This window comes from Rhizobium sp. WSM4643, assembly GCF_025152745.1.
Classification (GTDB): Bacteria; Pseudomonadota; Alphaproteobacteria; order Rhizobiales; family Rhizobiaceae; genus Rhizobium; species Rhizobium leguminosarum_I.
In genome coordinates this window covers 2,761,085-2,788,046 of the sequence record NZ_CP104040.1, presented here as the reverse complement: position 1 = coordinate 2,788,046, position 26,962 = coordinate 2,761,085, and the positions used below count along the sequence as shown (strand labels likewise).

General features: G+C 62.4%; 28 protein-coding genes and 1 pseudogene. 14 read left to right on the top strand and 15 right to left on the bottom strand.

Features of this window, described 5'->3' with window-relative positions; translation table 11 throughout:
• Positions 1–152 precede the first annotated feature (152 nt).
• Positions 153–1,043, bottom strand: a complete 891-nt coding sequence (gene serB, locus N1937_RS14110; RefSeq protein ID WP_260056428.1) for a phosphoserine phosphatase SerB — start codon at positions 1,041–1,043, stop codon at positions 153–155.
• Here serB and miaA point away from each other — a divergent pair.
• Positions 1,042–1,938 (top strand): tRNA (adenosine(37)-N6)-dimethylallyltransferase MiaA, encoded by an 897-nt coding sequence (gene miaA / locus N1937_RS14105; protein WP_260056427.1) that lies wholly within the window; start codon positions 1,042–1,044, stop codon positions 1,936–1,938. The two genes, serB and miaA, sit on opposite strands and share 2 nt — an antisense overlap.
• On the opposite strand, the gene pdxR is transcribed toward miaA, so the two are convergent.
• On the bottom strand, positions 1,935–3,443 hold the full coding sequence (gene pdxR, locus N1937_RS14100; protein ID WP_260058958.1) for a MocR-like pyridoxine biosynthesis transcription factor PdxR: 1,509 nt from the start codon (positions 3,441–3,443) through the stop codon (positions 1,935–1,937). The two genes, miaA and pdxR, sit on opposite strands and share 4 nt — an antisense overlap.
• Before the next feature lie 152 nt (positions 3,444–3,595).
• Between pdxR and N1937_RS14095 the strand changes: the two genes are divergently transcribed.
• Both N1937_RS14095 and N1937_RS14090 read left to right on the top strand, forming a co-directional pair.
• Positions 3,596–4,210: a LysE family translocator gene (locus N1937_RS14095; RefSeq protein ID WP_260056426.1), complete on the top strand. Its 615-nt coding sequence runs from the start codon at positions 3,596–3,598 to the stop codon at positions 4,208–4,210.
• 20 nt (positions 4,211–4,230) lie between these two features.
• Positions 4,231–5,157: a dihydrodipicolinate synthase family protein gene (locus N1937_RS14090; RefSeq protein WP_017965038.1), complete on the top strand. Its 927-nt coding sequence runs from the start codon at positions 4,231–4,233 to the stop codon at positions 5,155–5,157.
• On the opposite strand, the gene N1937_RS14085 is transcribed toward N1937_RS14090, so the two are convergent.
• A complete protein-coding gene (locus N1937_RS14085) occupies positions 5,142–7,181 on the bottom strand; it encodes an ATP-binding protein (protein WP_260056425.1) in 2,040 nt (679 codons plus the stop codon). The genes N1937_RS14090 and N1937_RS14085 overlap by 16 nt on opposite strands.
• Before the next feature lie 323 nt (positions 7,182–7,504).
• Between N1937_RS14085 and N1937_RS14080 the strand changes: the two genes are divergently transcribed.
• A complete protein-coding gene (locus N1937_RS14080; protein WP_170276434.1) occupies positions 7,505–9,295 on the top strand; it encodes an acetolactate synthase 3 large subunit in 1,791 nt (596 codons plus the stop codon).
• A 21-nt stretch (positions 9,296–9,316) separates the two neighbouring features.
• Positions 9,317–9,889, top strand: coding sequence for an acetolactate synthase small subunit (gene ilvN / locus N1937_RS14075; protein ID WP_003560902.1), 573 nt, complete (start codon positions 9,317–9,319; stop codon positions 9,887–9,889).
• Positions 9,890–9,988: 99 nt separating this feature from the next.
• On the opposite strand, the gene N1937_RS14070 is transcribed toward ilvN, so the two are convergent.
• Positions 9,989–10,837 carry an aldo/keto reductase gene (locus tag N1937_RS14070; protein WP_170255015.1) on the bottom strand — a complete coding sequence of 283 codons (849 nt, stop codon included), beginning with the start codon at positions 10,835–10,837 and terminating at the stop codon, positions 9,989–9,991.
• A 152-nt stretch (positions 10,838–10,989) separates the two neighbouring features.
• Here N1937_RS14070 and N1937_RS14065 point away from each other — a divergent pair, with 152 nt between their 5' ends.
• Positions 10,990–11,583 (top strand): LysE family translocator, encoded by a 594-nt coding sequence (locus N1937_RS14065; protein ID WP_222291520.1) that lies wholly within the window; start codon positions 10,990–10,992, stop codon positions 11,581–11,583.
• Here N1937_RS14065 and N1937_RS14060 read toward each other — a convergent pair.
• From N1937_RS14060 to N1937_RS14050, 3 genes are all read right to left on the bottom strand, one after another.
• Positions 11,575–12,051, bottom strand: a complete 477-nt coding sequence (locus N1937_RS14060; RefSeq protein ID WP_017965034.1) for a DUF2269 family protein — start codon at positions 12,049–12,051, stop codon at positions 11,575–11,577. The genes N1937_RS14065 and N1937_RS14060 overlap by 9 nt on opposite strands.
• A complete protein-coding gene (locus N1937_RS14055; protein WP_260056424.1) occupies positions 12,051–13,325 on the bottom strand; it encodes an SDR family oxidoreductase in 1,275 nt (424 codons plus the stop codon). Before N1937_RS14055 ends, N1937_RS14060 begins: the two co-directional genes overlap by 1 nt.
• A gap of 171 nt (positions 13,326–13,496) precedes the next feature.
• Complete coding sequence (locus tag N1937_RS14050; protein ID WP_222281449.1) at positions 13,497–14,483, bottom strand: IS110 family transposase; 987 nt, start codon at positions 14,481–14,483, stop codon at positions 13,497–13,499.
• 375 nt (positions 14,484–14,858) lie between these two features.
• On the opposite strand from N1937_RS14050, the gene nthA reads away from it, so the two are divergent.
• The 3 genes from nthA to N1937_RS14035 are packed head-to-tail and all read left to right on the top strand — an operon-like array spanning position 14,859 to position 16,505.
• On the top strand, positions 14,859–15,494 hold the full coding sequence (gene nthA, locus N1937_RS14045) for a nitrile hydratase subunit alpha (RefSeq protein WP_017965032.1): 636 nt from the start codon (positions 14,859–14,861) through the stop codon (positions 15,492–15,494).
• Positions 15,491–16,150: a nitrile hydratase subunit beta gene (gene nthB, locus N1937_RS14040; protein ID WP_222291512.1), complete on the top strand. Its 660-nt coding sequence runs from the start codon at positions 15,491–15,493 to the stop codon at positions 16,148–16,150. Before nthA ends, nthB begins: the two co-directional genes overlap by 4 nt.
• Positions 16,137–16,505, top strand: a complete 369-nt coding sequence (locus tag N1937_RS14035) for a nitrile hydratase accessory protein (protein WP_017965030.1) — start codon at positions 16,137–16,139, stop codon at positions 16,503–16,505. The genes nthB and N1937_RS14035 overlap by 14 nt, the downstream gene beginning before the upstream one ends.
• Positions 16,506–16,508: 3 nt before the next feature.
• On the opposite strand, the gene N1937_RS14030 is transcribed toward N1937_RS14035, so the two are convergent.
• The 3 genes from N1937_RS14030 to N1937_RS14020 are packed head-to-tail and all read right to left on the bottom strand — an operon-like array spanning position 16,509 to position 18,218.
• Positions 16,509–17,291 (bottom strand): anti-sigma factor family protein, encoded by a 783-nt coding sequence (locus N1937_RS14030; RefSeq protein WP_017965029.1) that lies wholly within the window; start codon positions 17,289–17,291, stop codon positions 16,509–16,511.
• Positions 17,288–17,803 carry an RNA polymerase sigma factor gene (locus tag N1937_RS14025; RefSeq protein ID WP_017965028.1) on the bottom strand — a complete coding sequence of 172 codons (516 nt, stop codon included), beginning with the start codon at positions 17,801–17,803 and terminating at the stop codon, positions 17,288–17,290. Before N1937_RS14025 ends, N1937_RS14030 begins: the two co-directional genes overlap by 4 nt.
• A 34-nt stretch (positions 17,804–17,837) precedes the next feature.
• On the bottom strand, positions 17,838–18,218 hold the full coding sequence (locus N1937_RS14020) for a COG4315 family predicted lipoprotein (protein ID WP_222247255.1): 381 nt from the start codon (positions 18,216–18,218) through the stop codon (positions 17,838–17,840).
• A gap of 146 nt (positions 18,219–18,364) precedes the next feature.
• Between N1937_RS14020 and N1937_RS14015 the strand changes: the two are divergent.
• Together N1937_RS14015 and N1937_RS14010 are read left to right on the top strand one after the other, a co-directional pair.
• Positions 18,365–18,550: pseudogene (locus tag N1937_RS14015) on the top strand (MarR family transcriptional regulator); the annotation flags it as partial.
• Between the two features lie 124 nt (positions 18,551–18,674).
• Positions 18,675–19,163: an RrF2 family transcriptional regulator gene (locus tag N1937_RS14010; RefSeq protein WP_170255022.1), complete on the top strand. Its 489-nt coding sequence runs from the start codon at positions 18,675–18,677 to the stop codon at positions 19,161–19,163.
• A gap of 15 nt (positions 19,164–19,178) precedes the next feature.
• Here the strand turns inward: N1937_RS14010 and N1937_RS14005 are convergent, their stop codons facing one another.
• From N1937_RS14005 to N1937_RS13990, 4 genes are all read right to left on the bottom strand, one after another.
• Entirely contained in the window at positions 19,179–20,660 is a 1,482-nt protein-coding gene (locus tag N1937_RS14005) for a cyclic nucleotide-binding domain-containing protein (RefSeq protein WP_260056422.1), read from the bottom strand.
• Between the two features lie 190 nt (positions 20,661–20,850).
• A complete protein-coding gene (locus N1937_RS14000) occupies positions 20,851–21,267 on the bottom strand; it encodes a cupin domain-containing protein (RefSeq protein ID WP_260056421.1) in 417 nt (138 codons plus the stop codon).
• 69 nt (positions 21,268–21,336) lie between these two features.
• Entirely contained in the window at positions 21,337–22,092 is a 756-nt protein-coding gene (locus tag N1937_RS13995) for an SDR family oxidoreductase (protein ID WP_162116021.1), read from the bottom strand.
• A gap of 68 nt (positions 22,093–22,160) precedes the next feature.
• Positions 22,161–22,640, bottom strand: a complete 480-nt coding sequence (locus tag N1937_RS13990) for a carboxymuconolactone decarboxylase family protein (protein ID WP_017965022.1) — start codon at positions 22,638–22,640, stop codon at positions 22,161–22,163.
• Positions 22,641–22,772: 132 nt separating this feature from the next.
• Between N1937_RS13990 and N1937_RS13985 the strand changes: the two genes are divergently transcribed.
• Together N1937_RS13985 and N1937_RS13980 are read left to right on the top strand one after the other, a co-directional pair.
• Positions 22,773–23,696, top strand: a complete 924-nt coding sequence (locus tag N1937_RS13985) for a LysR family transcriptional regulator (RefSeq protein WP_260056420.1) — start codon at positions 22,773–22,775, stop codon at positions 23,694–23,696.
• Positions 23,697–23,769: 73 nt separating this feature from the next.
• A complete protein-coding gene (locus N1937_RS13980; RefSeq protein WP_018074216.1) occupies positions 23,770–24,897 on the top strand; it encodes an ATP-dependent DNA helicase in 1,128 nt (375 codons plus the stop codon).
• Between the two features lie 135 nt (positions 24,898–25,032).
• On the opposite strand, the gene N1937_RS13975 is transcribed toward N1937_RS13980, so the two are convergent.
• A complete protein-coding gene (locus N1937_RS13975; RefSeq protein WP_162116024.1) occupies positions 25,033–25,725 on the bottom strand; it encodes a MerR family transcriptional regulator in 693 nt (230 codons plus the stop codon).
• Positions 25,726–26,175: 450 nt separating this feature from the next.
• Between N1937_RS13975 and N1937_RS13970 the strand changes: the two genes are divergently transcribed.
• Positions 26,176–26,928: a pyridoxine 5'-phosphate synthase gene (locus N1937_RS13970; protein ID WP_260056419.1), complete on the top strand. Its 753-nt coding sequence runs from the start codon at positions 26,176–26,178 to the stop codon at positions 26,926–26,928.
• The last annotated feature ends 34 nt before the right edge of the window (positions 26,929–26,962 follow it).

Here is a 26,962-nt window from a genome sequence, read left to right as displayed (position 1 = left end):
GAGGAGAGGGTGTGCCGGGCGGCCTTTCGAAAGGAGATCTTTGGCGTAGCGGTCCGAAGGTGACAGGCTATTTGGCGGGTTTACGGAGGTTGCCCTTCCGTGCGAGCGGCCAGTGATCAGCCCCGATTTCGGGAATGTCGCTGGTATCGCCTTCAAGCCCTCACGAAATCCGTCTTCCGGTAGCCCTGGATGTAGAGCAGGGCGGTCAGGTCGCCGTGGTTGATGCGCATCTGCGCCTCGGCGGCGACGGCCGGCTTGGCGTGAAGGGCGACGCCGGCGCCGGCCAGTTGCAGCATGCCGAGATCGTTGGCGCCGTCGCCGACGGCGATCGCTTCTTCCGGCGAAATGCCGAGGCGGGCCGAAATCTCGTTCAGCGCATCGACTTTCGCCTGCTTGCCGAGGATCGGTTCGGCGACGAAGCCGGAGAGAATGCCGCCGTCTTCGAGCAGCGTGTTGGCGCGGTTCTCGTCGAAACCGAGGGTGGCGGCGATGCGGCTGGTGAAAACGGTGAAACCGCCTGAGACAAGCGCGGTGTAAAGGCCTTTCGACTTCATGGTGGCGATCAGTTCCGGGCCGCCCGGGGTGAGCGTGATGCGCTTGGCGATCACCTCGTCGACGACGGATATCGGCAAGCCCTTCAGCAGAGCGACACGCTCACGCAGGGCAGGCTCGAAGGCGATCTCGCCGTTCATGGCGCGGGCGGTAATGATCGCGACCTTCTCCTTCAGACCGACTTCGGCGGCGAGTTCGTCGATGCATTCCTGGCCGATCATCGTCGAATCCATGTCGGCGATCAGCAGCTTCTTGCGGCGGGTCTCCTGCTCCTGGATGACGAGGTCGATGGGCGCGCTTGCTATGACGGCAAGGATATTGGCCTCGGCCGCTTGCGCGTCCGTGCCGTCGCGCAGCGCGATATCGCAGGCGACGCCGTCGGCCAGCCAGTAGAGACCGGAAGCGTTCACGGCCTTGGCCGCCTGCTCGGCGATTTCGGGTGTCAGCACGGGATTTGACGGATTGGCAACAAGCGTGGCAACGAGGGCCATGATGGAAAACCTTCTGAGCACAGTGAATGCGATCCTGATAACCGGGCCGACCGCCAGCGGCAAGTCCGCGCTCGCTGTCGAATTGGCCAGGCGCCATGACGGCGCGGTTGTCAACGCCGACAGCATGCAGGTCTATGACACGCTGCAGGTGCTGACCGCGCGGCCGTCGGAGGAGGAGATGCAGGGTGTGCCGCATCATCTCTACGGCCACGTGCCGGCAGGTGCGACCTATTCCACAGGCGCCTGGCTGCGCGATGTCGCAGCACTGCTGCCGGTGCTGAGGACCACGGGGCGGCTGCCGGTCTTCGTCGGCGGCACCGGGCTTTATTTCAAGGCACTAACCGGCGGCCTCTCCGATATGCCCGAGATACCCGAGGCGCTACGGGACGAACTCAGGACGCGGCTGTTGCAGGAGGGACCGGACGGGCTGTATGCGGAGCTCGCCGAAGCCGATCCCGCCATGGCGGCAAACCTCAACCGACAGGACGGGCAGCGCATCGTCCGGGCGCTCGAAGTGATGAGGGCGACGGGACGGTCGATCGCCGATTTCCAGGGCCGGTCGGGGGCGGAGGTCATCGACGCCACCCAGGCCCGCAAGATCGTCGTGCTGCCAGACAGAGCAGTGCTGCACCAGCGCATCAACGGGCGTTTCGAAAAGATGCTGCAGCAAGGCGCGGAAGATGAGGTAAGGGCGCTGCTCGCGCTCGGCCTGCCGGCCGAGGCGCCTGTGATGAAAGCAATCGGCGTGTCGCAGATTGCGGCGATGGTCAGGGGCGAGATGACGCGCGAGGAGGTGCTGGAGAAGGGGGCTGCGGCGACGCGGCAATATGCCAAGCGGCAAATGACATGGTTTCGCAACCAAATGGACGATAGCTGGGAGCGGCTGACAGTTTAGGTTTCAGTTTGTTGCGGGCCTCCTGCTTGAGACATCTGCTGGCTCAGCAGATTGACGAGTCCTCCAATCGCCGCCTGCAGCTGTTCCGGCAGAAATCCACCGAAGCCCAGCATCAGGCCGGGGCGCGCCGGCCGCGTGGCATACATCGGGGAGATCGCACGCACGGCGAGGCCGGCCGAGAGAGCGCGGGCTGCGAGTTGCACGTCGTCGACCTCCTCGGGCAGCCACAGAAGAATATGCATGCCCTGGTCGCTCTCCTGGACGCGGCACCCCTCAGGCAAGGCCCGATCGAGCGCCGAGAGCAGAACAGCGCGGCGTTCGGCATAGAGGCCGCGGATGCGCCGGATATGCGCTTCGAAATAGCCTTCCCGCATATAGGCCGCCAGAACGTGCTGTTCGCCGGTCGGCGAATGCCGGTCGAGAATGGCGCGGGCGCCGGCAAAGGCTTCTGCGAGCGGAGAAGGGGCGATGACGTAGCCGAGGCGCAGGGAAGGAAAGAGCACCTTGCTGAAGGTGCCGAGATAGATGACGCGTGACGGACGCAATCCCTGCATGGAGGGAAATGGGTGTCCGGCATAACGCAGCTCACTGTCGTAGTCGTCCTCGACGATCCAGGCGCGATTTTGATCAGCCCAGGCGATCAAGGCATTGCGCCGCGCCATACTGAGCGGCATCCCGATCGGATATTGGTGCGAAGGGGTGACGAATGCGGCGCGAGCCTGCGGACATAGCTCGAGGCCGCGTTCCACGTTCATTCCCTGTGTATCGACCGGCAGGCGGTGCATCCGTACGCCGAGATCGTCGAGCACTGCCGTCAAGCCGGGATAGGCCGGGTCCTCGGCCCATACCGGATCGTCGCGCGAGAGAAGGACCCGGCCCGCCATATAGAGGCCTTGCTGGGTGCCTGACGTGACGATGACCTGTTCCGGCTCGCAATGAACGGCCCGCGCGCGCCGGACGTGGTCGGCAATGGCAAGCCTGAGTTCGAGCAAGCCCATAGGATCGTGATAACCCGAGGGTGCGGCCTGTCGCGACGCGCGCACGCGGTTGCCGAGACGGCGCCAGTTGTCGTCGGGCGCAATACCGCAAGCCGGGACGGCGATGGCAAAGGGAACGGGCGGGTGCGGGGTGAGCGCACGGGCGATGGCGATCAGTCGGGCAGCCTGGGAAGGCAAGTCGACAGCATCCGCGATTGATGGCGCTGCCGGCGCGGGCGGGAGCGTCGGCGTTGCGCCCATCAGATGAGCGGCAATACGAGTTCCGGATCCGACCCGCGCTTCGAGATAGCCTTCGGCAGTCAGCTGATCGAACACCTCGACGACAGTGCCGCGCGCGATCTTCAGCGAAGCCGCAAGACTCCGCGTCGAAGGAAGGCGTTCGCCTGGCCTCAGCTCACCGCAGGCGATTGCATTCCGCAAGGCCTGGGCAAGCTGACGGCTGACATTGGCCATTCGATCGATCGCGTTGAGCGATGGGATTTCGATGGTGCTGCGCCGTTTGGACATTTCATAATGGTCCATAAAAATTATTCAAAATGGAGCTTCATGGTGGACCAATTTTAAAAGAAAAGGAAGCGGATTGGCGACTTCCCGAGGGCGTATTTTTCGTCTTCGGCGTGGTGCCGTGCGCGAGCGCAAACTTCTGGAAAATAACACAAATGCAGGATCTTCTCGTCGTCTACATTGCCTACGCAATCGCTGCGGGCAGTCCCGGACCAAGCAACATGGCCATCATGAATATGGCGATGCGGCAAGGGCGTCGACCCGCGCTCGCCCTTGCCGCCGGGGTTATAACGATGTCGACATGCTGGGGGCTGGTCGCGGTCACCGGCATCTCGACACTTCTGGTCCGCTATGCTCATGCCCTGTTGCTTCTCAAGATCGGAGGCGGGTTGTACCTTCTCTGGCTCGCCTGGAGGGCGGCCCGCTCGGCCGCCGTCCCTGATAGACCGGCAAGCGAGGTCGTTCGACCCGCCGCGCAACTCGGCACACTCTATCGTCGCGGCGTTCTGATGCATCTCGGCAATCCGAAGGCGGTTCTGGGCTGGGTGGCGATCATGTCGCTCGGCCTGAAGCCCGGCGCTTCGCCGGAGATGGCCGTCACGGCTTTCGGTGGATGCGTGCTGCTCGGGATCTCGATATTTGCCGGCTATGCCGTGCTCTTCTCGACGGCGCCGATGGTGCGCGGCTACGCCCGTGCGCGGCGGTGGATCGAAGGCAGCCTCGCCGTCTTCTTCGCGGGCGCCGGATCGCGCCTGCTGTTCTCACATTGACCGGATTTCAGGATCGCATCATGTCTGTCGCCTCTGCATTTCATGGCCTTTCGGCTTTTCCGCCAACGCCCGCCGATAAGGATGGCCGGGTCGACACCGAAGCTCTCTGCCGCCTGCTGGAACGCCTGTGCGATGCAGGTGTCGCTTCGATAGGCCTTCTGGGCAGCACCGGGATCTACGCCTTTCTCACATGCGAGGAGCGACGGCGAGCCGTCGAGGCGGCGGTCGAGTGCGTTCGCGGTCGTGTTCCCCTCGTCGTCGGTGTCGGTGCTTTGAGGACAGACCACGCCCGGAGCCTTGCGAGGGATGCCGAGGCCGCTGGTGCAGATGCGCTTCTGCTTGCGCCGGTGTCCTATACGCCGCTTACTCAGGACGAAGCCTACGAGCATTTCCTTGCGGTCACCGAGGTGGCGAAGCTGCCGCTTTGCATCTACAATAATCCCGGGACGACCCACTTCACCTTCAGCCGGGACCTTCTGCAGCGCCTGTCTGACATCGAGACGATCAGGGCGGTGAAGATGCCTCTGCCAGTTGACGGCGATTTTGCAGGCGAACTGGCGACACTGCGTGAGAAGACCAAGCTTGCGATCGGCTACAGCGGCGACTGGGGCGCTGCCGAAGCGCTGCTTTCAGGTGCCGACGCCTGGTACAGCGTCATCGGCGGCATGCTTCCGCGCGTCGCCCTTGCCCTGACCAGGGCCGCGATTGCGGGCGAGGGCGGCGAAGCGCGTCGGCTCGATGGTCTTCTCGAGCCGCTCTGGCAAACGTTCAAGGCGTTCGGAAGCCTTCGTGTGGTCTACACGCTGGTCGACCTTCTTTCACTCGCCGGGGCAGAGCTCCCACGCCCTCTGTTGCCGCTCGGGCCGATGGACCGGCAACGGGTGCTCGAGGCCGTCGAGCCACTGATCGCCCTGGAAAGCGAGCTGAAGCCTCAATCCTTGTTGTAGAGACTGCTCAGCGGTTTTTTCAGGATGCTTTCGCGCAGCGATGTGCCGGGCTCCCGGCGGGAGACTGCGGGCTGATCCGCCGGCGGTGCCGGCCGGGCAAAGACCGGCTCATCGCGGCGCATCTCACGGCGGAGCGCGTCCAGCCTGGGATCGATCGCGGGTGACGTGGCGGGGTCCAGCCGCGGTGTTTGCGGCAGCAGTTCGCGGCGGTAGGATTCAAGCGGCGCGGGGGCGGGCGGCGCGGCGGACGAGACGGGCGGCGTGTATTGCTTCGCGTCGAGATCCTCGTCGGTTGGATCAGCCTCGTCGAAGTCTGCCGCGGACGCGGCATAGCTCTGCTGGAAATTCGAAATGTCGGGTCCGACGGTCACCGCCCGCATGCGGGTGACGATCTTGCGCAGATCGACCGTATCCGGATCTTCCTCGCTGTTCTTGCTGTTGGCGCTGCTCGCCTTCGGCAGGAGCTTTTCGTCGACGCGGGAAAAGCGCATGCGCATCGGCACGCTGATCGCCTCGCCGAAGGCGATCGCTTCGCCATTGCCGATCGAGGAGATGAAGCTGGTCGTCGAGATCGACGAATTCGGAATGGCCGAGCGGATGATTTCCTGGTCTCGGTCGTTGGCAAGGCGCATGGCAAAGAGTGTCGAACACTGCGACAGGATCGTCTGATCAAGTTCGCCGGGGCGCTGGGTGATGATGCCGAGCGAGACGCCGTATTTGCGGCCTTCCTTGGCGATGCGGGCGATCGCCTGGCGCGTCGGCACGAAGCCCAGGCTTGGATCGGAGGGGATATAGCGGTGAGCTTCCTCGCAGACGACGAGCATGTGGATAGCGCCGTCGCTCCACAGCGCCACCTCGAAGGCCATGCGGCAGAGTACGGAGGCGACAGAATTGACGACCTCGGAGGGGATGCCGGCAAGCTGGAAAGTGCAGATCGGACGGTTCTCGCCGGGGATGCGGAAGATCTGCGCGATGGTTTCGGTGATCGTGTCGCTGATCGTGTTGTTGGAGAACATGAAGTGATAGCGCGGATCGTTGATCGCAGCGATGAGACGCATCTTCAGCGACCGCAGGAAGGGCTTTTCCGAGCGGCCTTCCAGACGGCCGATGCGCTCGTCGATCAGCGCCAGCAGATCGGCCATGCGGTAGGGAACCGGCGTGTCGGCTGTGATCGAACTCTTTTCCGTCGTGCGGCGCACCAGCGAGTTGTCGCTGCCGCGGAAGGCGCGCTTCGCCTCCGGCAGGATATCGCGCAGCATGTCGAGCTCTTCGGGCACCGGCGGGCGGCCGCGAAACACGACCTCGGCAAATTCCTCCAGCCGCATCAGCCAGAAGGGCAGGTCGAGCGTATCGGTATCGATGGTGACGGCGTGCTCGGGAAAGGCGGCGGCGAATTCGTTATGCGGATCGAGGATCAGGACGCGCAGCTTCGGATCCGCCGCGATCGCCTTGTGCAGCAGCAGCGACACGGCCGTCGACTTGCCGACGCCGGTGGAGCCGACGACGGCGAAATGCTTGGAGAGCATCGTGGGGATGTGGATCGCCGCATCGATGCTTTCGTCCTGCGTCAGCTTGCCAATGACGGCGGTCGTACCTTCGCCGGCATCGTAGATGCGCATCAGGTCGGCGGATCGGATGCGGTGAGCGATGGCGCCGAGATAGGGATAACGCGAGATGCCGGTCGAGAATTCCTCGCGCCCGTCCTCGTCGACACGCACTTCGCCGAGCAGCTCTGTCTCGATCTTGAAAATATTGTCTTCGCCTTCGCCCCAGGCATGGCTGCCGGTGTTCATCTGATAGACGAGTGCGACGACGCGGTTGCGGCCGACGCTGATCGAAATCAGCCGCCCCACGGACCAGAGTTCGGTCAGATCGGTGCCGCCTTGTTCGGCGACGGCGGCAATCGTCGCCCGCGAACCGCTGCATGCGACGACGCGGCCGAGAAAGCGATTTCCCGGCGTATGGCCATCGCGGCGATCGTGCTCGCCTGCCTTGCCAGACATGCGCAAGTCGTTGTTGAGCAAAGGGCTACTCCCTGCGGTAGCGTAAAAGAATAAAGTCGATCCTTTAACAAATCCTTCATCCTATCGATTTTCGGGGATGCAGGCGGGGGGCAGTTTTTTATTGCGGCATGCGTTGACGCTGCGAAATTTTCTGTCTATCACTTCCGACCATGAAAATCGCAACGGCTCTTATCGTGGTGGGAAAGCGCATGGGCAGGATGGTGTAACCATCCGGCGATAGCCACCCATGCGCTAGATGACAGGCTCCTCAGGGGCCTTTTTTTATGCCCGAAATTCGGGCTTCCGGCCACAAACGCAATCCCAGCATCAAACGGAACAGATAGATGAGCACGGACAATCAGGCGGCAGGCAATCGGATGACGGGGGCGGAGATCGTTCTCAAGGCGCTGAAGGACAACGGCGTCGAACATATTTTCGGCTATCCCGGCGGCGCGGTCCTGCCGATCTACGACGAGATCTTCCAACAGGAAGACGTCAAGCACATCCTCGTCCGACACGAGCAGGGCGCCGGCCATGCAGCCGAAGGCTACGCCCGCTCCACCGGCAAAGTCGGCGTCATGCTGGTCACCTCTGGCCCAGGCGCTACCAATGCGGTCACGCCGCTTCAGGACGCGCTGATGGATTCGATCCCGCTCGTCTGCCTGACCGGCCAGGTTCCGACCTCGCTGATCGGCTCCGACGCCTTCCAGGAATGCGACACGGTCGGCATTACCCGCCCCTGCACCAAGCACAACTGGCTGGTCAAGGACGTCAACGAGCTTGCCGCCGTCATTCACGAGGCCTTCCGCATTGCCCAATCCGGCCGTCCGGGCCCTGTCGTCGTCGATATTCCGAAGGACGTGCAGTTTGCGACCGGCACCTACACGCCTCCCGCCGACTACACGATCCAGAAGAGCTACCAGCCGAAGATCCAGGGCGACCTCAACCAGATCCATGCGGCAATCGAGCTGATGGCGAATGCGCGCCGTCCCGTCATCTATTCCGGCGGCGGCGTCGTCAATTCCGGCCCCGAGGCTTCCAAGCTGCTGCGTGAGCTGGTCGAACTCACCGATTTCCCGATCACCTCGACGCTGATGGGCCTCGGCGCCTATCCCGCTTCGGGCAAGAACTGGCTGAAGATGCTCGGCATGCACGGCTCCTACGAGGCCAACATGGCGATGCACGATTGCGACGTCATGGTCTGCATCGGCGCGCGTTTCGACGACCGCATCACCGGCCGTCTCAATGCCTTTTCGCCGACCTCGAAGAAGATCCATATCGATATCGATCCATCCTCGATCAACAAGAACGTCCGCGTCGATATCGGCATCCGCGGCGATGTCGGCCATGTCCTCGAAGACATGGTCCGCCTGTGGCGGGCGCTGCCGAAGAAGCCGGAAAAGGGTCGCCTGGACGACTGGTGGACCGATATCGCCCGCTGGCGGGCACGCAACTCCTTCGCCTATACGAAGAGCAATGATGTCATCATGCCGCAATATGCGCTGGAGCGGCTCTTCGCCCACACCAAGGACCGCGATACCTACATCACCACCGAGGTCGGCCAGCACCAGATGTGGGCGGCACAGTTCTTCGGTTTCGAGCAGCCGAACCGCTGGATGACTTCGGGCGGCCTCGGCACGATGGGCTACGGCCTGCCGGCAGCACTCGGCGTGCAGATCGCCCATCCCGACAGCCTCGTCATCGACATTGCCGGTGATGCCTCGATCCAGATGTGCATCCAGGAAATGTCGGCGGCGATCCAGCACGATGCGCCGATCAAGATCTTCATCATGAACAACCAATATATGGGCATGGTGCGCCAGTGGCAGCAGCTGCTGCATGGCAATCGTCTTTCCAACTCCTACACGGAGGCGATGCCCGATTTCGTCAAGCTGGCGGAAGCCTATGGCGCCGTCGGCCTGCGCTGCGAAAAGCCGGAAAATCTCGACGACACCATTCTGGAGATGATTGAAGTCAGGAAGCCGGTCATTTTCGATTGCCGCGTCGCCAATCTCGCCAACTGCTTCCCGATGATCCCCTCGGGCAAGGCTCATAACGAAATGCTGTTGCCGGACGAAGCCACCGACGAAGCGGTCGCCAATGCGATCGATGCCAAGGGCCGCGCGCTCGTCTAAAAGGGAAGAGGAAACATCGCCATGAACGCACACCTACAGCCCACGGGCTCCGCCTATTTCATCTCGCCGGAAACGGCGGCCGTCGAAAGCCACACGCTTTCGGTTCTCGTCGACAACGAGCCGGGCGTTCTTGCCCGGGTCATCGGCCTGTTTTCCGGCCGCGGCTATAATATCGAGAGCCTGACCGTCTCCGAGACCGAGCATCAGGCGCATCTTTCCCGCATCACCGTCGTCACACGCGGCACGCCGCAGGTGCTGGAGCAGATCAAGGCGCAGCTCGAGCGCATCGTGCCGGTGCATCGCGTCGTCGACCTGACGGTGCGTGCCCGCGAGCTCGGCCAGGACCGGCCGATTGAGCGCGAAGTCGCGCTGGTCAAGGTGATCGGCGAGGGCGAGATGCGTGCCGAGACGCTGCGCCTTGCCGATGCCTTCCATGCCAAGGTAGTGGATGCGACGGTCGGTCACTTCATTCTGGAGATCACCGGCAAATCGTCGAAGATCGATCAGTTCGTGGCGATCATGAAGCCGCTTGGCCTCATCGAGGTGTGCCGTACCGGGATTGCGGCGATGAACCGCGGCGTGCAGGGCATGTAAAGATTACAGCCCGGGCATGTAGAGATTACAGCCTGGGCATGTAAGATTACGGCCTGGGCATCTAAACTCGATGCTGATAATTGGGAAAGCCGCTGAAGGTCAGAGCATCTCCAGCGGTTTTTTCTTTGTGGGCGGTGGAAAGGCGGCGTCGAGGGCATCCCAGTCATCGTCGGTAATGTCGAGCGACACGCAGTCGCGGTTTTCCGCTGCGCGTTCGGCATTTGCCGTCTTCGGAATGACGATGACGCCGTCGCGTTCCAGCAGGAAGGCGAGGGCCAGTTGGGCGGGCGTTGCCTGATAGGCCTTGGCGATGTGGATCAGCTCGGGATGGTGCAGGATGCTTCCCTGGTCGATCGGCGAATAGGCCATGATGGGAATGCCGCGGCTCTGGCACCAGGGCAGCAAATCGAATTCGATGCCGCGGCGGGAAAGGTTATAGAGCACCTGGTTGGCGGCGACGTTGGCGCCATTGGGCACTCCAAGCAGTTCCTCCATGTCGTCGGTGTCGAAATTGGAGACGCCCCAGGCACCGATCTTGCCCGATGCCTTCAACGTTTCGAAGGCCGCGACGGTCTCTGTGAGCGGATAATTGCCGCGCCAGTGCAGCAGATAGAGATCGATGCGATCGGTGCCCAGCCGTTCGAGACTGCGCTCGCAGGCCTCGATCGTACCATGCAGGCCGGCATTCCAGGGATAGACCTTGCTGACGATGAAGACCTCGTCGCGCCGGCCCCTGATCGCCTGGCCGACGATCTCCTCGGCGCCACCGTCGCCGTACATTTCGGCGGTGTCGATCAGCGTCATGCCGAGATCGATGCCGGCCTTGAGGCTTTCGATCTCGGCCTTGGCATGGCCGGCATCCTCGCCCATGGCCCAGGTGCCCTGGCCGAGCGCCGGCACCTCGGTGCCGTTCGGGAATGTGATCGATGGAATCGGGTCGTCCTGCATGGTTTTCTGTCCCTTTGACAGGAGATTGGGCCGTGTCGCCATCTTTCAAGTAATCCTGTCGCCATGACAATGATGTAATGGCATCGATGGTTTAGGACAGTTATGCTGACCTAAATAAACAGGCCGCAGGAAAGCTGGCTTCGGGAGGTCGCATGCCGCTGGATACATTTCTCGCCCTCGTTCTCTTCGCCTTCACGACCTCGATCACGCCGGGGCCGAACAATATGATGCTCTTCGCATCGGGCGTGAATTTCGGTTTCCGCAGGACGATCCCGCATATGTTTGGCATCGGCGTCGGGTTCTTTTCGCTGCTCATCGGCGTCGGCTTCGGGCTCGGCGCGCTGCTACACACGGTGCCCGTAGTCTATACGGCGCTGAAGTTTGCAGGCGGCGCCTATCTCGTCTGGATCGCCTGGAAGATCGCTACCTCGCGCTCGCTCAGCGAAGGCAGCACTGGCGTCGAGCCGATGTCGTTCGTCGCGGCGGCGGCCTTCCAGTGGGTCAATCCGAAAGCCTGGGTGATGGCGGTCACCGCGATGGCGACCTATATCAATCCGCAACTCTACCTCGCGAGCGTGCTGATCGTCGGTCTCGCTTTCGCGGCGGTCAATGTGCCCAGCGTGTCGACCTGGGCCGGCTTCGGCTCGGCGCTCAGGGAATGGCTTTCGGATCCCGTGCGACTGAAATGGTTCAATATCAGCATGGCAGTGCTGTTGGTGCTAAGCCTCTGGCCGATGCTAAAATAGAGCGATCGACGGCTTTGTCAGCATCAGCCAGAGAATGCCGATGATGGCTGAGAAGGCCGGAAAGCCGAAAGCAAACCAGATGCGGTAGAGGCTGAAATAGGCCGGCGGCAGGGCTTTTCCCGCCGCTGCTGCGGCGCGGGCAAGATCGCGCAGCCGGATCTGGATCCAGACGACGGGCAGCCAGAACAGGCCGGTCACCACATAAAGCAGCAGCGACAGCGCAAGCCAGCCCTCCGACAGCTCCCAGCCGATCGACCGGGCCAGCAGATAGCCGGTCACCGGCTGGAGAATGGCTGCGGTGGCGGTGAAGAGGGTGTCGGCGACCACCACCGTTGCCGCAACATGGGCGATCAGCTTGGGATCGCGTGTCCGGTGCGCCATCGCCATGAAGAAGGCGATGCCGGCGCCGGTGCCGAAGAGCATGGTTGCGCCGACGACATGGGCAAGCAGCAGCCATTCCTCAAGCATCAGCGTTCATCCAGGGTGGCAAGTGCGATGAGTGTCAGCAGCATCGACGGCAGCACCTTGACGAGTGGACCGAGCGGATCGAGCCAGAGGGCGGGTTCGAGCAGGCTGGCGCCGGCAAGATAGGCGAACGACACGGCCAGCATCCCGAGAAGGGCACGTTTCGCCAGCGGGCGAAGGAGGACGGCAGCGCCTAGAGCGATGTCGATCAGGCAGGTTGCAAGCGTCAGCGCCGTTGCTGCGGGCTCAGGCATGAACGGCAGGAAATGCGCGGACGTATTCTCCAAAGCCAGCAGCGGGATCAAACCTGAGAGCAGCCAGAAAGCGGACAGGCCCGATATGACGAGCGGCTTCAGAAGATAGAGCCTGGCAAACCAGAGATCCTGTACGCCGGAGGGATTGGCCGCGAGCGTTGCTGCCGCGGGTGTCAAGGCAAGGCCGCCCCCTTTTTTCGAGCTCCGCACGCCTTCGGTTATGACAGTCATCGCCGTCGAGCGCAGCGGCGAACGCCAGCCGAGCAATCCTGATAGATCGGCAAGCCACTTCACCGGGCCGGCAAGCCAGCCGGGAAGAGCAAACACGCGGGCGGGCGGCAGGCCGAGCCACTGGCGGTGAAGGCTGACGAGATCGGCGAGCGTCAGAACTTCGTTGGCGGCAAGATCGACATCGCCGGAGATGCCGCCGGAGACCGCCCGCGACACGGCTTCCGCCACATCGTCCACAGAGACTGTTTCGACCGGACTTTCGGCATGAACCAGTGGCAGCACCAGGGGAAAGGCGGCAAGCGCCCTGAGCAGCGCCGAACCGCCGTGGGCATTGCGGCCGAGAACGAGGGCAGGGCGCAGGATGAGGTGAGGCAGGCCGCTTGCCGCCAGCGCCTCGTCGGCTCGCCGCTTGGTGGCGAGGAAGGGAAGATCGCTCGCGGCTCCCGCCGTCTTTGCCGATATCTGCACGATCAACGGGCGCGATGAGCCTTTTGCGGCGGAATAGAGCGCCAGCATCGCCTCTGCCTGCGTGCCCGACAGATCATCCGACAGGCCGTCCTGCAGGGCGCCGGCGCAATTGACGACGACATGCTGGTCCTTGAGGATCTCGTCCCAATCCGTCGCTTTCGTCATGCGCGAGAGATCTGCGCGTCGCCAGTCGATCGCTGGTTGTTTAAAGCCGGCACGTACGGGATTGCGGCCGAGCCCGGTTACGACGTGGCCGTCGGCAACGAGCCGGGCCGCGACGACGGAGCCTATGAAGCCGGTTGCGCCGAGAATCAAAATGTTCATGGCAGAAGATTAGCGGAAAAGCGTGAGTGGCATAGGAGGGCTTGGCGGGCGTGTGGTGTGTGATAGAACTAGCAGAGAGGACGTTTTTAGGGATGCGACACGCTGCCACGATTCCGCTTCTCCCCAGCGGGGAGAAGATGCCGGCAGGCAGATGAGCATCTGTGTTTGGTGTCAAGGTGGATTTGGTGTCCAGATGCGGTTTTTGGTGATGAGGGTGTTTGCCAGGACGATGAGCTTTCTCATGACGGCGACGAGGACGACCTTATTGGGTTTTCCGACTTTCTTCAGCCTTGCGGCGAAGCGTGCGAGGTCCGGGTTGTGACGGGAGGCGGACAGGGCGGCCATGTAGATGGCGTTCCTGGGTGCTGGGCGTCCGCCCCTGATGGAGCGATGTCCGGCCCGCTCGCCACTTTCGCAGGCAATCGGCGCAAGGCCGGTCAGCATGGCGGCCTGCTTGCCGGAGCAGGCGCCAAGTTCGCAAAGGCCAGCGATCAGGCTTGCGGCGGTGACGGCTCCGATGCCGGGAATGGAGATGAGGATGTCGAGGCGGCGGCGCATCTCGGGATCGGCGCAGATGCTGCGCTCGATCTCGGCGTCCAGTCTTGCGATATGGGTGTCGAGCGCGGCAAGCCGGCGCGTCAGTTCCTTGCGCAGGAAGGCGGTCACGGCCGTCTTCATCCGGTTGGACAGGGCGGTGCGTTCGCCATTGGCGGCAGATCGGGCATTGACCAGTTCCTGCAGGGCTTCCAGCGCTTGGTCCGGCGGTGGGGTCTGTGCGGGCTTGAGGGCTTCTCCCATGATGGCCAGAAACCGCGCATCGAGCCGATCGGTCTTGGCGAGAAAGCCGCAGGCTTTGGCAAACAGCCGGGCGCGCAGCGGGTCGACGACCGACACGTAAAAGCCATCGGCATGCAGCGAGCGCTGGACGGCGCGATGCCACTTGCCGGTCGCTTCCATGACGATACGCAGCGCCGAGCGCGGCATCTGGTCAAGCGCATCGAGCTCCCGCTTGAGGCGGCGCAGGCCGGCCGTGTCGTTGGTCACCCGAAAACTGCGGCCGAGAGGATGCAGATGAATGTCCAGCCACTCTTTACAGACATCGATGCCGACATAAACTGTCGCCATCGCGGTGCGTTCGGACGATACCTTGCCTTGCATACGGGACCTGCTCCCCACTATCTGTTCAGGACAAACGCGAAGGACGGGCGGACCAGGCTCATCCCCGGTTCACGCCAAGGGGGTTACGGTCCCGCCCGTCCGACCCCTGGGGGATGGCCATCCCCCAGGGGTCGCACCCATCATCAACGGATGCAGTTTGAACATGCAAGGGGGTGAGCGGCGAAGCCGTGAATGCGCTAAGCGCAAGCGAAGGGCAATATTGATGGTTGTGCCGTGCAGCCCCCTCATCCGACCCTTCGGGCCACCTTCTCCCCGCTGGGGAGAAGAGGGAACCAAGCCGCGGACCTCGCTTACTTTTCAGACCCGCCAGAGAGGGTGAGAGCCGACTCTCTGCCGTACCGGGAGGACATTGCCTTGCACGACCATGACCACCACGACGACCATACTCACAATCATGACAATCACTATTCCGACATGCAGGCGCGCGTGAAGGCGCTTGAGACGCTGCTGACGGAGAAGGGATTGATCGATCCTGCGGCGATCGATGCGATCGTCGAGACCTACGAGACAAAGGTAGGGCCGAGGAACGGCGCGCATGTCGTGGCGAAAGCCTGGAGCGATCCTGATTTCGCCGACTGGCTGAGGCGCGATGCGACGGCGGCCATCGCCAGCCTTGGTTATACCGGCCGACAGGGCGAGCATATGCGCGCCGTCTTCAACACGGCCGAGACCCATAATCTCGTCGTCTGCACGCTCTGCTCCTGTTATCCCTGGTCGGTGCTTGGCCTGCCGCCGGTCTGGTACAAGGCGCCGGCCTATCGCTCGCGCGCCGTCATCGATCCGCGTGGCGTGCTGGCCGAATTTGGGCTGACGCTGCCGGAGGACAAGAAGATCCGCGTGTGGGATTCGACGGCGGAGCTGCGTTACCTCGTCATTCCCGAACGGCCTGAAGGGACCGACGGAATGGACGAGGAGTCGCTTGCGGATCTGGTGAGCCGCGATGCGATGATCGGCACGGCGGTTGTGAGCAGGCCGGAGAGCGCCACATGAACGGACCGCATGATCTCGGCGGGCAGATGGGCTTTGGTCCTGTCGCGCCCGAACAGGACGAGCCCTGTTTCCATGCCGAATGGGAAAAGCGGGCGCTCGGCATCACGCTTTCCTGCGGCGCGTTCGGCGCATGGACGATCGATGAAAGCCGGCATGCGCGCGAGAATATTCCGCCGGCTGATTATCTCGCTGCCAGCTACTACGAGATCTGGATCCGCGGCATCGATAAGCTGCTCGAACGGCACGGCTTTGCGACTCGCGAGGAGTTGCTGTCCGGCCATGCGCAGCAGCCAGGAGCAGTTCCGAAGCGGCTGCTGAAGGCGAATATGGTGCCCGGCGTTCTGGCGAAAGGCGGCCCTTGCGATCGTCCTGTCGGGACCGCGCCGCTCTTCGTGGTCGGTGAGACGGTGAAGACCAAGAATTTCAATCCGGTCACACATACGCGCCTGCCGCTTTATGCCCGCGCCAGGACCGGAATGGTCGAGGCGGTGCAAGGCTCTTTCGTCTTTCCCGACGATAATGCCCATGGCAAGGGCGAGAACCCGCAATGGCTTTACACGGTGGTCTTCAGCGGCGGCGAGGTCTGGGGCGAGGGCGCCGATCCATCACTGACGGTATCGATCGATGCCTGGGAGAGCTATCTTGAGCCGACATGAGACATCGCCGCTGACGCAATCACCCGGGCTGCCGAGGTCGCCGGAGGGCGAGCCGGTTTTTCCCGAGCCATGGGCTGCCGAAGCTTTTGCCATGACCGTGCACCTGCACGCAAACGGCCTGTTCAGCTGGAGCGAATGGGCTGAGGTGCTTTCCGCGCAATTGCACAAGCCTGGCCGGGCCGAAGATGGCAGCGACTATTTTGATTGCTGGGTGGCGGCACTCTCCAAACTCATCGTCGACAACGGCATCGCCGATACGGAAACGATCCTGGCCCTGCAGCAGAGCTGGCAGCGGGCGGCAGAAGCGACGCCGCACGGCCGGCCGATCGAGCTCAGCAACGATCCCTCGCGGTGATCCTCACGACGGGAATTGTCGGTAGCACTCCTCAGCTACCTCCCGCAGCGTCTCGCGGGAGATTTCGCCGGTGACGGCGTAGCCGAGTTCGCCGTCGATCCAGTAGAAGGTCTCGAGATTGTCGGATGAGGCGAAGCGGAAACTCGTCGTGCGATTTTCCGTGTTGCGGCCGACCAGGACGGTCAGTCGCTCGCCGGCCTGGTTTTCGTACATGAACATGGCGCCCGGCCTGCCATCGACCGGCAACAAGCGGCCGCCGACCAGCTTGAAGCCGAGCGACTGCAAATTCGGGATCTTGAGATTCTCTATCGCCAGGCGTTTGCCGAGCCAAGTGGCGAGATGGGCCTCCTCGTTGGCGAAGACTTCGACGGGGTGGCGAACCTCGGCGGCATAGACCATGAAGGCGGTCTCAGCCTGTTTCGGCAGGGTTTCGGAGGCGGCAAGCTGCAACTCCGGTTTTTCCAGAAGGGCCGGACCATAATGACCGCTGACGGCGCCGAGCGCGAAGACGAGGAGGGCGGCTGCGGCGATCGCCGCGCGTTTCCGCCCGGAAGAGATGCCGCGCGGCGGCGAAACCAGGAGAGCGTCGGTTTCCTTTGTTTTTTCATAGCCTGCAAACAGCGATCGGATGCCTGTATTCTGCGCCTGCCATTCGGCGACCATCGCCGCCTCGTCGGGATTGTCTGCCAGGAAAGCCTCGATGCGGGGGCGTGCCGTTTCCGGCAGTTGGCCGTCGGCATAGGCGTGGAGGTCGGCTTCAGTAACGCTCGGGTTGGTCTCGTTCATCTCGGTCTCCGGAGCGTAATGATGTTGTCGGCTTTCAGCCGCTCGGCGACACGCTGGCGGGCGCGCGACAGGCGGGACATGACGGTGCCGATGGGGATATCGAGCGCGGCTGCGACCTCGCCATAGGTATATCCCTCAATGACCACGAGCATCAGCACGGCGCGGTGTTCCTCCGAAAGGCTGTTCAGCGCATCGTCCAGCCGCGCGCGCTCCTGCGGATCGGTCGACACTTCAGGCGCGGCCAACTCAACTGCGGCGTCGAGTTCGACGAGGCTGTCGCGCGCCTTGCCGCGCCGGCCGTTGCGATAGAGATTAGTCATGATGGTCAGGACCCAGCCGCGCAGGTTGAGGCCGCGCCACTGGCCGCGGCGCGTGAGAACCTTCTCGACGCAATCCTGGAGCAGGTCCTCGCCATCGGCATCCGAGCGCGTCAGGCTGCGCGAATAGCGCCTGAGCGAGGGCAGGAGGGCCAGGATCTGGCCCTCAAAGGTTTCGGGTGCGGGTGTTTTCACGCCAGCAACTCGCTTGTGATCGGGGCCTTCGCGATCAAGGTTTGGCGAGATCCCAGTTGCCGCCGACGCCATCGCCGGTGATGTCGCCCATCTTCTTGTCCTTGACCCAGAAATAGAGCGGCATGCCGTCCTTGGCCCATTGCTTCTTGCCATCCTTGCGCTCGATGATCGAATATGCACCATCGGCCTTGGCATCGGAAGCCGCCATCAGCGGAGGCCAGTTCTTGGCGCAATCGCCGTTGCAATTGGAAACGCCCTTCGCGTCCTTCTTGAAGGTGTAGAGCGTCATGCCGTTTTCGCCGGCAAGCACCTTGCCCTTTTCGGATTCGACGGTCTTGACAGGAGGGGCGGCGAAAGCAGCGGTCGCGGCAAAGGCGGCGGCAGCCACGAGGGACAGGAATTTCACGGATTTCATGATGTCTCTCCTCAGATTGGGCACGCAATCTTGCGATACCTGAGATAAGACACGAGGCGCGGTGGTTTTATTCCAGACGCAGCAAAAGTTTTCATGGCGGGCGAGGTGGGCCGAAGCCCGCTTCACCCGCGCATGTCCGGTCGGCGCTCGACACGGAGCCGATGGCGATCCTGGGCGGGCCTTCCGGCTGTCGAACCTGGCGCGTCTCAGCATCGAGGCGACACTTGCGATTTTGGCCTCGACCGCGGCGAATTCGACGTGATCGCAACGCTTGCCGTTCCGGACCGCCTTACCTGATGACCCCGACGGAGATGTATTCGGCGCTGATGATCTAGTCGAGTGTCATCGTTCAAGCAGCAAGACGCAGCTTTTGCAGGTCATTTACATCGGGCCGGTTTTCGGATATGATATGTCCTTAATTCCATTGGCAGAGCCAGCCATCACACGAGTTGCTGAATGATCCTGAAAAGCCAGGTCGAGTGGGCGCTTCACTGCTGCGCCATTCTCGCGGGCCTGCCAGAGGGCAGGTATCTTTCCACCAAGGCGCTCGCCGAGCTTCATGGCCTGCCGAAGGAATATCTCTCCAAGGCGCTGCAGAGCCTTTCGCAGGCGTCGCTGGTCGAGACCACGCTCGGGCCGAGCGGCGGCTACCGGCTTGCCCAGGCTCCGTCGGAGATCAATTTTCTTGAGATCGTTGAGGCGGTCGAGGGGAAGGCGCGCAGCTTCACCTGCACGAACATCCGGGAAAACAATCCCTGCCGGCCGGCCGATTATTGCGACAGCAAACCCTGCGCGGTCGCCCGCATCATGTGGGAAGCCGACGAAGCCTGGCGCGATACTCTGAGGCGCGTGCGGCTTTCCGATCTGGTCGGCACCTTGTCCGAGGAAGTGCCGGCCGACATTTGGCGGAGCACGTTCGAATGGGTGCTCAAGCGCGCCGGCTGAGCGGGGTACCGGTCTTTATGCCTTGAAGATAGTCCTGATGGCTTTCAGGATGGCATGGGCCTGGCGGGCATGTTCCGGGGGCAAGGAGGCGCTATTGCGGAATCGCTCGGCGCGGCTGGCGAGGTGGTCGGCGATTTCTTCCGCCAGCGCCGGACGTTCGCTTAGTAGCGGCGCGAAGGCCTCCTGGTTGATCTCATAGGCGGTAACGGGGGTCAGAGCCTCCAGGGTGCACACTTCCTGCATGCCGGCGAGCAGTCCGGTCTCGCCAAAAAAGTCGCCCGGCGCGAGCCGTCCGCGTTCCTCGCCTGCGTTCCTCGCCGCGATGATGCCGGCGCGCACCATCATCAGTGAGGGCAGCATTTCGCCCTCGCGCACGATGACGTCACCCTTGCGGAACTGTCGGACAGCCGTAGTCTCGGCGAGTTTTGCCTTTTCATCTGATGTCAGTGTCGTAAAGACCGGAATGGCCTCGATCAGTTCGCGTGGTGTCACGCGGGGTGGGCGCGCGTCCTCTTCCGTCGGCAGGCCGGTCGTCACGATCGCGGCGCTGGCCGGAGCGGCGAGCAGCAGGCCGGCGGATTTGCAATGGCGGTAAACGAGATCGAGCACCTCGCTTCGCGCAATGGCGCGCCGGTTCGGGCTCGTCACCCTGAAATAGAGATCGATTTCCAGCGCAGCGGCATCAAGTCCCTTGAGCGCGACCACCGGCGGCGGCTCGCGCAAGATCGAATTGCAGCTTGCCAACGCCGCTTCCATAACGCGCTGGATCGCTACGGGCATGCGCGTCGGTGCAACGCGGACGGTGAGAGTCAGCAGATGGGTTTCGTCTGGCCGGCTGATGTTGGTTAGTCCGAGCTTCGCCAAAAAACTGTTCGGCAGAACGACGACATTGTTGGCGCCGGTCAGGATGTGTGTGGCACGCCAATTGCTTTCGACGACGCGTCCCTCCGTGCCGTCGCTGAGAAGGATCCAGTCGCCGATGACATATGGCCGGCCGAGTGTCAGGGCGATGCCGGAGAACACGTCGGCGAGCGTATTCTGAAGCGCCAGACCGAGAATGATGGCGACCACGCCCGAGGTGGCAACGAGGGTTCCGATCGGCACGCCAAAGACGAAGGCCAGAACCGACAGAGCCATGCCGATATAGACGACGCCGATGACGAGATCCTGGAGCAGGCGGGCCTCCCGCGGATTGCCCTCCAGCACCAGATACAGCCTGATGAAACCGATGACGGCCCATGCCAGATGGATCCACCAGAGCGATTTTGCAATAATGACGAGCAAAGCCTGCGGATCTTCGGACTCATATCCTTGAAACCGGTGGGGTTCGATGCCGCTGACGACGAGGATCAGCGTCATCACCGCAAAGAAGAGGATCTGCACCACCAGCCGGGTCGTCGGCCGTTGGCGGGAAAGGAAGTACCAGACGACGATACCGGCAAAGCCGACTGTTATCAGGGATATCAAAGGCTTGCCGAAGAGCACGTCGTGAATCATCTCTCAGTCTCCGGAATGGCGGGCGGCACATGATTCAGTATGTCGGCCGCCCGCGCAAGCATCGGTCGGCGCGAATGACCAGCGCATCGGCCCGAAAATCGGAATCAATTTTCGGGCCGATGCGGGGATTGAAAGTGTTACAGCCTTCTTTGCGCGTCTGGTAAGAGGCGCGGCGCTGCAAGACGGATCGTCAGTTCTTCAGCGGGTAGGTCAGCTCTTTCTGGCTGGTGTCGACGACGAAGACGGCAAGCAGGCGGGCTGGCTGCGTCTTGCTACCGTTGGCGCTGACACCATGGCGGTCGCCCGGCATTTCGGAGAAGCTCTCTCCGGCCTGATAGACCTTGACCGGCCCATCATTGACCTGGCTGCGGATCGAGCCTTCGAGCACGGTGGCGTAGATGAAGGCCGTATCGGGATGGGTGTGGCCTTCGGAGAAGCCGCCCGGGCCATATTCGACCAAGACACCCTTGATGCTTTTACCCGGTACGTTCGGAAGTTCGTGCTCATAGACGAGCGTGACCTTGGCAGCCTTGTTACCGTCCGCGGCGGCAGCGCCGGTGAACGCCAGGCAAGCAAGAGCGGCGGCGAGGAAATGTGATCTGATCATTGGAATCTCCACGGTTGATAGGGTTGAGCCGGGCGCAGCCGCGTGGCCGCGTCCTCAGGGCAAGTCGGATCACTTCGGCTGGGCGGACTTCGCAAACCACTGCTCGAAGGTGATCGAGCCGAGCCGCGGGTCGTTGTCGGAAACGAGCGACTGGTCGTTGAGTCTCGCGCCGAAATATTTCGCCTCGGCATCGGCCTCGACGGTGCGCGGGTCCTTCATGGCCTTCAAATACCGGGCGACGAGTTCGCTGAGGCGCGCCCGTTCCGGACCTGATATCTCGATCGTCGCATTAGCGGGCGATGCCAGAGCCACATCCGCCATGACGTCGGCGACGTCGTCGGAAACGATCGGCTGAATGTAGGCGGGCGACAGGCGGACAGTCTGGCCGACCGTGCCCGATTGCACGATGCCGGCAAGGAATTCCATGAACTGCGTCGAATGGACGATGGTGTAGGGAATTCCCGATGCCTTGATCAGTTTTTCCTGGGCGAGTTTGCCGCGGAAATAGCCGCTTTCCTGCAGACGCTCGGTGCCGACGACGGAGAGAGCGATATGATGCTTGACGCCGGCGAGTTTTTCGGCGGCGAGAAGATTGTGGCCCGAGGTCTCGAAGAATTCGAGCACGGCCTTGTCCTCGAAGGACGGCGAATTGGCGAGGTCGAGCACGACTTCGGCGCCTGAGAGCGCCTCCGCCAGTCCTTCTCCGGTGATCGTGTTGACGCCGGAGTTCGGTGAGGCGGCGATCACTTCGTGGCCGCGCTTGCGCAGGCGTTCGACAGTTTTCGAACCGATAAGGCCGGTTCCGCCGATGACAACGATTTTCATAACAGATCTCCGTTCGCTGCCGCGGCGCGGCAGCGTCAAAGGTGAATCTTCTCAATGAATTGCGCGGTTTAGTTCAGGCCGGCCTTATCGAGGCCATAAGCCTTGTCGGCCGAACCGGGTACGGTCTTGAAGCCGACATTGACGCGGTTCCAGGCGTTGATCGCCATGACGGCGAAAGTCAGGTCCGAGATTTCTTTCTCGGAAAGCTGGCCGCGCACCCGTTCGTAAATTTCGTCGGGAACGCCGCCTTCGGGCAGCTTCGTCAGGGCTTCGGTCCAGGCAAGGGCTGCGCGCTCGCGGGGGATGAATAGGGTCGATTCCCGCCAGATGGCGATGTGATAAAGCCTGAGTTCGGTCTCGCCGAGGATCTTGGCCTGCTTCACATGCATGTCGAGGCAAAAGCCGCATCCATTGATCTGCGAAGCGCGGATCTCGACGAGGGCCTGCAGCTTCTCGTCGATCACGCTGCCCTTCAGCGCCATGCTGAATTCCATGAATTTCTTGAAAAGCTCGGGGGACTGCTGGGCGTAGTTCAGTCGCTGGGTCATGTAACTTCTCCTCTAATTAAGGATATTAAATATCCTTATGGATAGAGGATATCCTTAATTGCTGGACTGTAAAGCCATTCTCGCTTAGTCTGGCTGCATAAAGCCTATGCGCAAAAGTATGAGGGGCAGGGGATGGATATCGTTTCGGCATTGCGGACCTTTCAGCGCGTCGTGGAGACGGGGTCGTTCTCGGCGGCGGCGCACGATCTCGACGTGACGCAGCCGGCGGTCTCGCGACAGGTCGCAGCCCTCGAAGGCCATTTCGCCACCCGCCTCCTGCATCGCACGACGAGCGGCCTGTCACTGACGGCAGAGGGGGAGCGGATGTTGCCGATGGCGCTGCGGATTCTCGAAGCGATTGAGGAGCTTGGCGATGCGGCCGGATCGGACGGCGCCATGGCCTCGGGAAAGGTCAGGCTCAGCGTTCCAGCACCACTCGGCCTCTATCTCAGCGAGCGGCTCGGCGATCTTCTCGCCGCCCATCCAAAGCTCTCCCTCGAACTCATCTTCAGGGAGCAGGGCTCGGATATGATCGAGGAGCGCCTGGATCTCGAAGTGCGATTGGGCCAGGTCGCCGACAGCAGCCTCGTCTGCCGGCGGATCGGCTGGACGACCGCCTTCCTCGTTGCATCTCCCGCTTATCTCGCGCGCAGGGCGGCTCCCCGCGCACCGAAGGAGATCAAGGACCATGAATGCCTGTGCTACAACAGGGCAGGTGAGGCCAATAGCTGGTCCTTCTCGAACGGTTCGGAAGACATATCGGTCCGGATCTCACCGCGGCTGACCGCCTGCAATGCCGTCGCCATTCACCGGGCAGCCCTTGCTGGAGCGGGTCTTGCGGTACTTTCGCACATCATCGCTATGCCCGATATCGCTGCCGGCCGGCTGGTCCCCGTAATGGGGGATTTCCAGCCGAGCCGGCTGCCGGTTACCGTCGTCTATCCCTCGCGGCGCAACATGCCGCTGCGCGTCAAGACGGTTCTGAATTTTCTCACCGAGGCTATGGGGCAGGACCCGTCGATGTGCGCCAGTGGCGCGGACCGGCAGTGGAACTGATGATCGTCCGGCCGGGCGATTTGCCGTTTTCCGCCTTGCCTAAAGCTCGCGAATCCTGCCAAGTCCTGCGATCATGCAATTTGCGCCGCAACAAGATGAAGCCTTGAAGGCTGTTTCGAAATGGCTGAAGGAAGGGCGCTCGCCGCTCTTTCGCCTGTTCGGCTATGCCGGAACGGGGAAGACGACGCTTGCCAAGCATTTCGCCGAAAATGTCGATGGCGACGTGTTGTTTGCCGCCTTCACCGGCAAGGCGGCGCAGGTGCTGCGCTCGCGGGGCGCCTCCAACGCCCGGACGATCCATTCGCTGATCTACCGGCCGCGCGGTGAGGAGGCGGTGGAAGACGAGGAAACAGGCAAGACATCGATTGCGCCGATGTTTTCGATCAACCGGCAAAGCCCGGTCGCCAAGGCGGCGCTGATCATCGTCGACGAATGCTCGATGGTCGACGAGGCGCTCGGCAAGGATCTGATGAGCTTCGGCACGCCAATCCTGGTGCTCGGCGATCCCGGCCAGCTGCCGCCGGTCACAGGCGGCGGCTACTTTACCAATCAGGAGCCGGACTACCTGCTCACCGATATCCACCGGCAGGCGCGCGACAATCCGATCATCAAGCTCGCCATGCAGGTGCGCGAAGGCAATGAAGTGATGTACGGCGATTACGGTACGGCCAAGGTGATTTCGAAAAATGAGGTGACTCAGCAGCTGGTCCTCGATGCCGACCAGGTGCTCGTCGGCACCAACAGGACACGACGGCGCTACAATCAGCGCCTGCGCGAACTGAAAGGCTTCAATGCCGATTATCCCCAGACCGGCGACAAGCTCGTCTGCCTGCGGAACGATCCGGCCAAGGGCCTGCTCAACGGCTCGCTCTGGCAGGTGATGACCTCATCAAAGGAAACGACGAAGCCCGGCATCAATCTGCTGGTCCGCCCCGAAGACGATGACATGGATCGGGGAGCCGCCAAGATCAAGCTGCTGAAACAGGCCTTCGAGGACGTCGAGGGCGAGATCCCCTGGAACACCCGAAAGCGCTATGACGAGTTCGACTACGGCTACGCGCTGACCGTTCACAAGGCGCAGGGTTCGCAATGGAATGATGTCGTGCTCTTCGACGAGAGCTGGGCGTTTCGCGATACACGGGAACGCTGGCTTTACACTGCGATCACGCGCGCGGCGGAGACGCTGACGATAGTCCGCTGACCCTATCACTCCGGCGATCCCGATCAAATCGATGATCCCGATCACACTCGTGATCCCGGGCGCACGCGCGACCAGATCGCATCTGCTGATCGGACAGAAGAAAGAGGAGACGGTGGCGGCCGTCGGGGGCGTGATTCAGGCCTGCACGATGCCGAGCAGAACTGCCTTGGCGATGGCCTGGAAGCGGTTGTTGGCGCGGAATTTCAGGATGATTCCGGCCTCCAGGTCACGGGTTTCGTCATGCTTCAGGTCGAGCGCCCGGGCGATGCGCTGGGTGGAATAACCCTCCGCCATCAGTTCCAGGCAACGCCGCTCCTGTGCGGTCAGGCTTGCGCTGTCCTGGTTGTCGTTCAGCGGCGGATCCTCGATGCTGCCGTCGAAATCAAGGAGGTCACCGACCTGCTGGAGCTGGCGGTGCAGCGTCGACATCTCGGCCGTCAGCTCGCGCTTGCGCACCTGCAGGGCCTCGCGGAACATCGCTTCGGCCGTTTCCTGCGAATCGGCGTTTCGGAGTTCGTCCATCAGTTCCTGGATGACGGCGATCGGCATGCCGGTTTCGCGGCAGACTGTAATGACGGCCATGCGCATCACGTCGTCCTGGCCGTAGACCCGCATCAGGCCGATGCGATTGGCTGAAATCAACCCTTTCTCTTCATAGAAATGCAGTGTCCTGTGTGTGACGCCGAATGCGTTTGCCATGTCGGCAATGGGCACCGGACCGTCCGGTAGATCCGGCGGTAGCGCGGCCGAAGGCAGGAACCGATATTTCGATCGGGCCTCCGAAGCGATACCGGCGGTGGCAAACAGGCGTTTGGAACCGTCTGGCATGAACCCTCCTGGGGCATGTTGTTGCACCTCATGCGGCTTTGCCAGTTGCTTCCCATGCGCGGCGAGTGGGGTTTCCTCTAGGCGTTCTTCTCAGTGGGAAAGAAGCAGTACGCGGCGTACTTTACGCGATACGATGTCCACGTTATGCGTGAACGATCTCTTTTATAAGTGCTAAAAATAATCTCTTTTAAATGGGATAGCAACTTTACCGGCATATTTTGCCGGGTTCTTGGATGTGTTGCACAAAAACATGTGCTGCACTGCGGGATCTCGCCATCCTCTTCAAAGGTGACGGGATTTACTGTCTGCGGTAAGCGTGCGGCAAATGCTCAGCGTAATTTCGATGCCCATCAGCGATCGGCATCGCATCCATTTGTGAATCTCGTTGGCCATCGCGGAGCACTTGGCTTAAAAGCAGGTCTCCCATTTCCGTGACCGATGGATCTCGCCATGCCCGCCAAGCTCTCCGTGAACCTCAACGCCGTCGCCATGCTGCGCAACCGGCGCGATCTGCCCTGGCCGAGCGTCGAAGCGCTCGGGCGCATCGCACTCGCGTCCGGCGCCAGCGGCCTGACGGTGCATCCGCGCCCCGACCAGCGGCACGTCCGCTTCTCCGACCTGCCTGTCATCCGCAACCTGATAGACGACGAATTCCCCAAGGCCGAGTTCAATATCGAGGGTTATCCCACAGAGGAATTTTTCGAACTCTGCGCAGGCGCGGCACCCGAGCAGGTGACGCTGGTGCCTGACGATCCCGCGCAGGCGACCTCCGATCACGGCTGGGATTTCCGCAAGCACCGGGCGTTCCTGACCGATGCCGTCGCGCGGCTGAAGACGATGGGATGCCGGGTGTCGTTGTTTGCCGACGGTGACGGGGACGCACAGGCGGTTGAGATCGCCAAGGCGGTCGGCGCCGATCGGATCGAACTCTATACCGGCCCCTACGGCGGCTGCTTCGATGCACCGGAGCGGGCGGCCCCGATCCTGGAAGCGCTTGGACGGACGGCGGATGCAGCCCTCACAATCGGCCTTGCCGTCAATGCTGGTCACGATCTGACGGTCGAAAACCTGCCGGCGCTGGTCAGGCGCATTCCCCAGCTTGCCGAGGTCTCGATCGGTCATGGTCTGACCGCCGATGCGCTGGAATATGGCATGGCGGAAACGGTACGGCGCTTCTGCCGGGCCTGCGGGCAGGCGGTTTGAGCGGGGCGAAGAGTCTCCAGGCTCAATAACTTAG

Bases quoted from the DNA above. Each gene is read 5' to 3' on its own strand.
- miaA (WP_260056427.1), top strand. From the start codon at position 1,042: ATGATGGAAAACCTTCTGAGCACAGTGAATGCGATCCTGATAACCGGG.
- serB (WP_260056428.1), bottom strand. From the start codon at position 1,043: ATGGCCCTCGTTGCCACGCTTGTTGCCAATCCGTCAAATCCCGTGCTG.
- pdxR (WP_260058958.1), bottom strand. From the start codon at position 3,443: ATGTCCAAACGGCGCAGCACCATCGAAATCCCATCGCTCAACGCGATC.
- N1937_RS14095 (WP_260056426.1), top strand. From the start codon at position 3,596: ATGCAGGATCTTCTCGTCGTCTACATTGCCTACGCAATCGCTGCGGGC.
- N1937_RS14090 (WP_017965038.1), top strand. From the start codon at position 4,231: ATGTCTGTCGCCTCTGCATTTCATGGCCTTTCGGCTTTTCCGCCAACG.
- N1937_RS14080 (WP_170276434.1), top strand. From the start codon at position 7,505: ATGAGCACGGACAATCAGGCGGCAGGCAATCGGATGACGGGGGCGGAG.
- ilvN (WP_003560902.1), top strand. From the start codon at position 9,317: ATGAACGCACACCTACAGCCCACGGGCTCCGCCTATTTCATCTCGCCG.
- N1937_RS14070 (WP_170255015.1), bottom strand. From the start codon at position 10,837: ATGCAGGACGACCCGATTCCATCGATCACATTCCCGAACGGCACCGAG.
- N1937_RS14065 (WP_222291520.1), top strand. From the start codon at position 10,990: ATGCCGCTGGATACATTTCTCGCCCTCGTTCTCTTCGCCTTCACGACC.
- N1937_RS14060 (WP_017965034.1), bottom strand. From the start codon at position 12,051: ATGCTTGAGGAATGGCTGCTGCTTGCCCATGTCGTCGGCGCAACCATG.
- N1937_RS14055 (WP_260056424.1), bottom strand. From the start codon at position 13,325: ATGAACATTTTGATTCTCGGCGCAACCGGCTTCATAGGCTCCGTCGTC.
- N1937_RS14050 (WP_222281449.1), bottom strand. From the start codon at position 14,483: ATGCAAGGCAAGGTATCGTCCGAACGCACCGCGATGGCGACAGTTTAT.
- nthB (WP_222291512.1), top strand. From the start codon at position 15,491: ATGAACGGACCGCATGATCTCGGCGGGCAGATGGGCTTTGGTCCTGTC.
- N1937_RS14030 (WP_017965029.1), bottom strand. From the start codon at position 17,291: ATGAACGAGACCAACCCGAGCGTTACTGAAGCCGACCTCCACGCCTAT.
- N1937_RS14020 (WP_222247255.1), bottom strand. From the start codon at position 18,218: ATGAAATCCGTGAAATTCCTGTCCCTCGTGGCTGCCGCCGCCTTTGCC.
- N1937_RS14010 (WP_170255022.1), top strand. From the start codon at position 18,675: ATGATCCTGAAAAGCCAGGTCGAGTGGGCGCTTCACTGCTGCGCCATT.
- N1937_RS14005 (WP_260056422.1), bottom strand. From the start codon at position 20,660: ATGATTCACGACGTGCTCTTCGGCAAGCCTTTGATATCCCTGATAACA.
- N1937_RS14000 (WP_260056421.1), bottom strand. From the start codon at position 21,267: ATGATCAGATCACATTTCCTCGCCGCCGCTCTTGCTTGCCTGGCGTTC.
- N1937_RS13995 (WP_162116021.1), bottom strand. From the start codon at position 22,092: ATGAAAATCGTTGTCATCGGCGGAACCGGCCTTATCGGTTCGAAAACT.
- N1937_RS13990 (WP_017965022.1), bottom strand. From the start codon at position 22,640: ATGACCCAGCGACTGAACTACGCCCAGCAGTCCCCCGAGCTTTTCAAG.
- N1937_RS13985 (WP_260056420.1), top strand. From the start codon at position 22,773: ATGGATATCGTTTCGGCATTGCGGACCTTTCAGCGCGTCGTGGAGACG.
- N1937_RS13980 (WP_018074216.1), top strand. From the start codon at position 23,770: ATGCAATTTGCGCCGCAACAAGATGAAGCCTTGAAGGCTGTTTCGAAA.
- N1937_RS13975 (WP_162116024.1), bottom strand. From the start codon at position 25,725: ATGCCAGACGGTTCCAAACGCCTGTTTGCCACCGCCGGTATCGCTTCG.
- N1937_RS13970 (WP_260056419.1), top strand. From the start codon at position 26,176: ATGCCCGCCAAGCTCTCCGTGAACCTCAACGCCGTCGCCATGCTGCGC.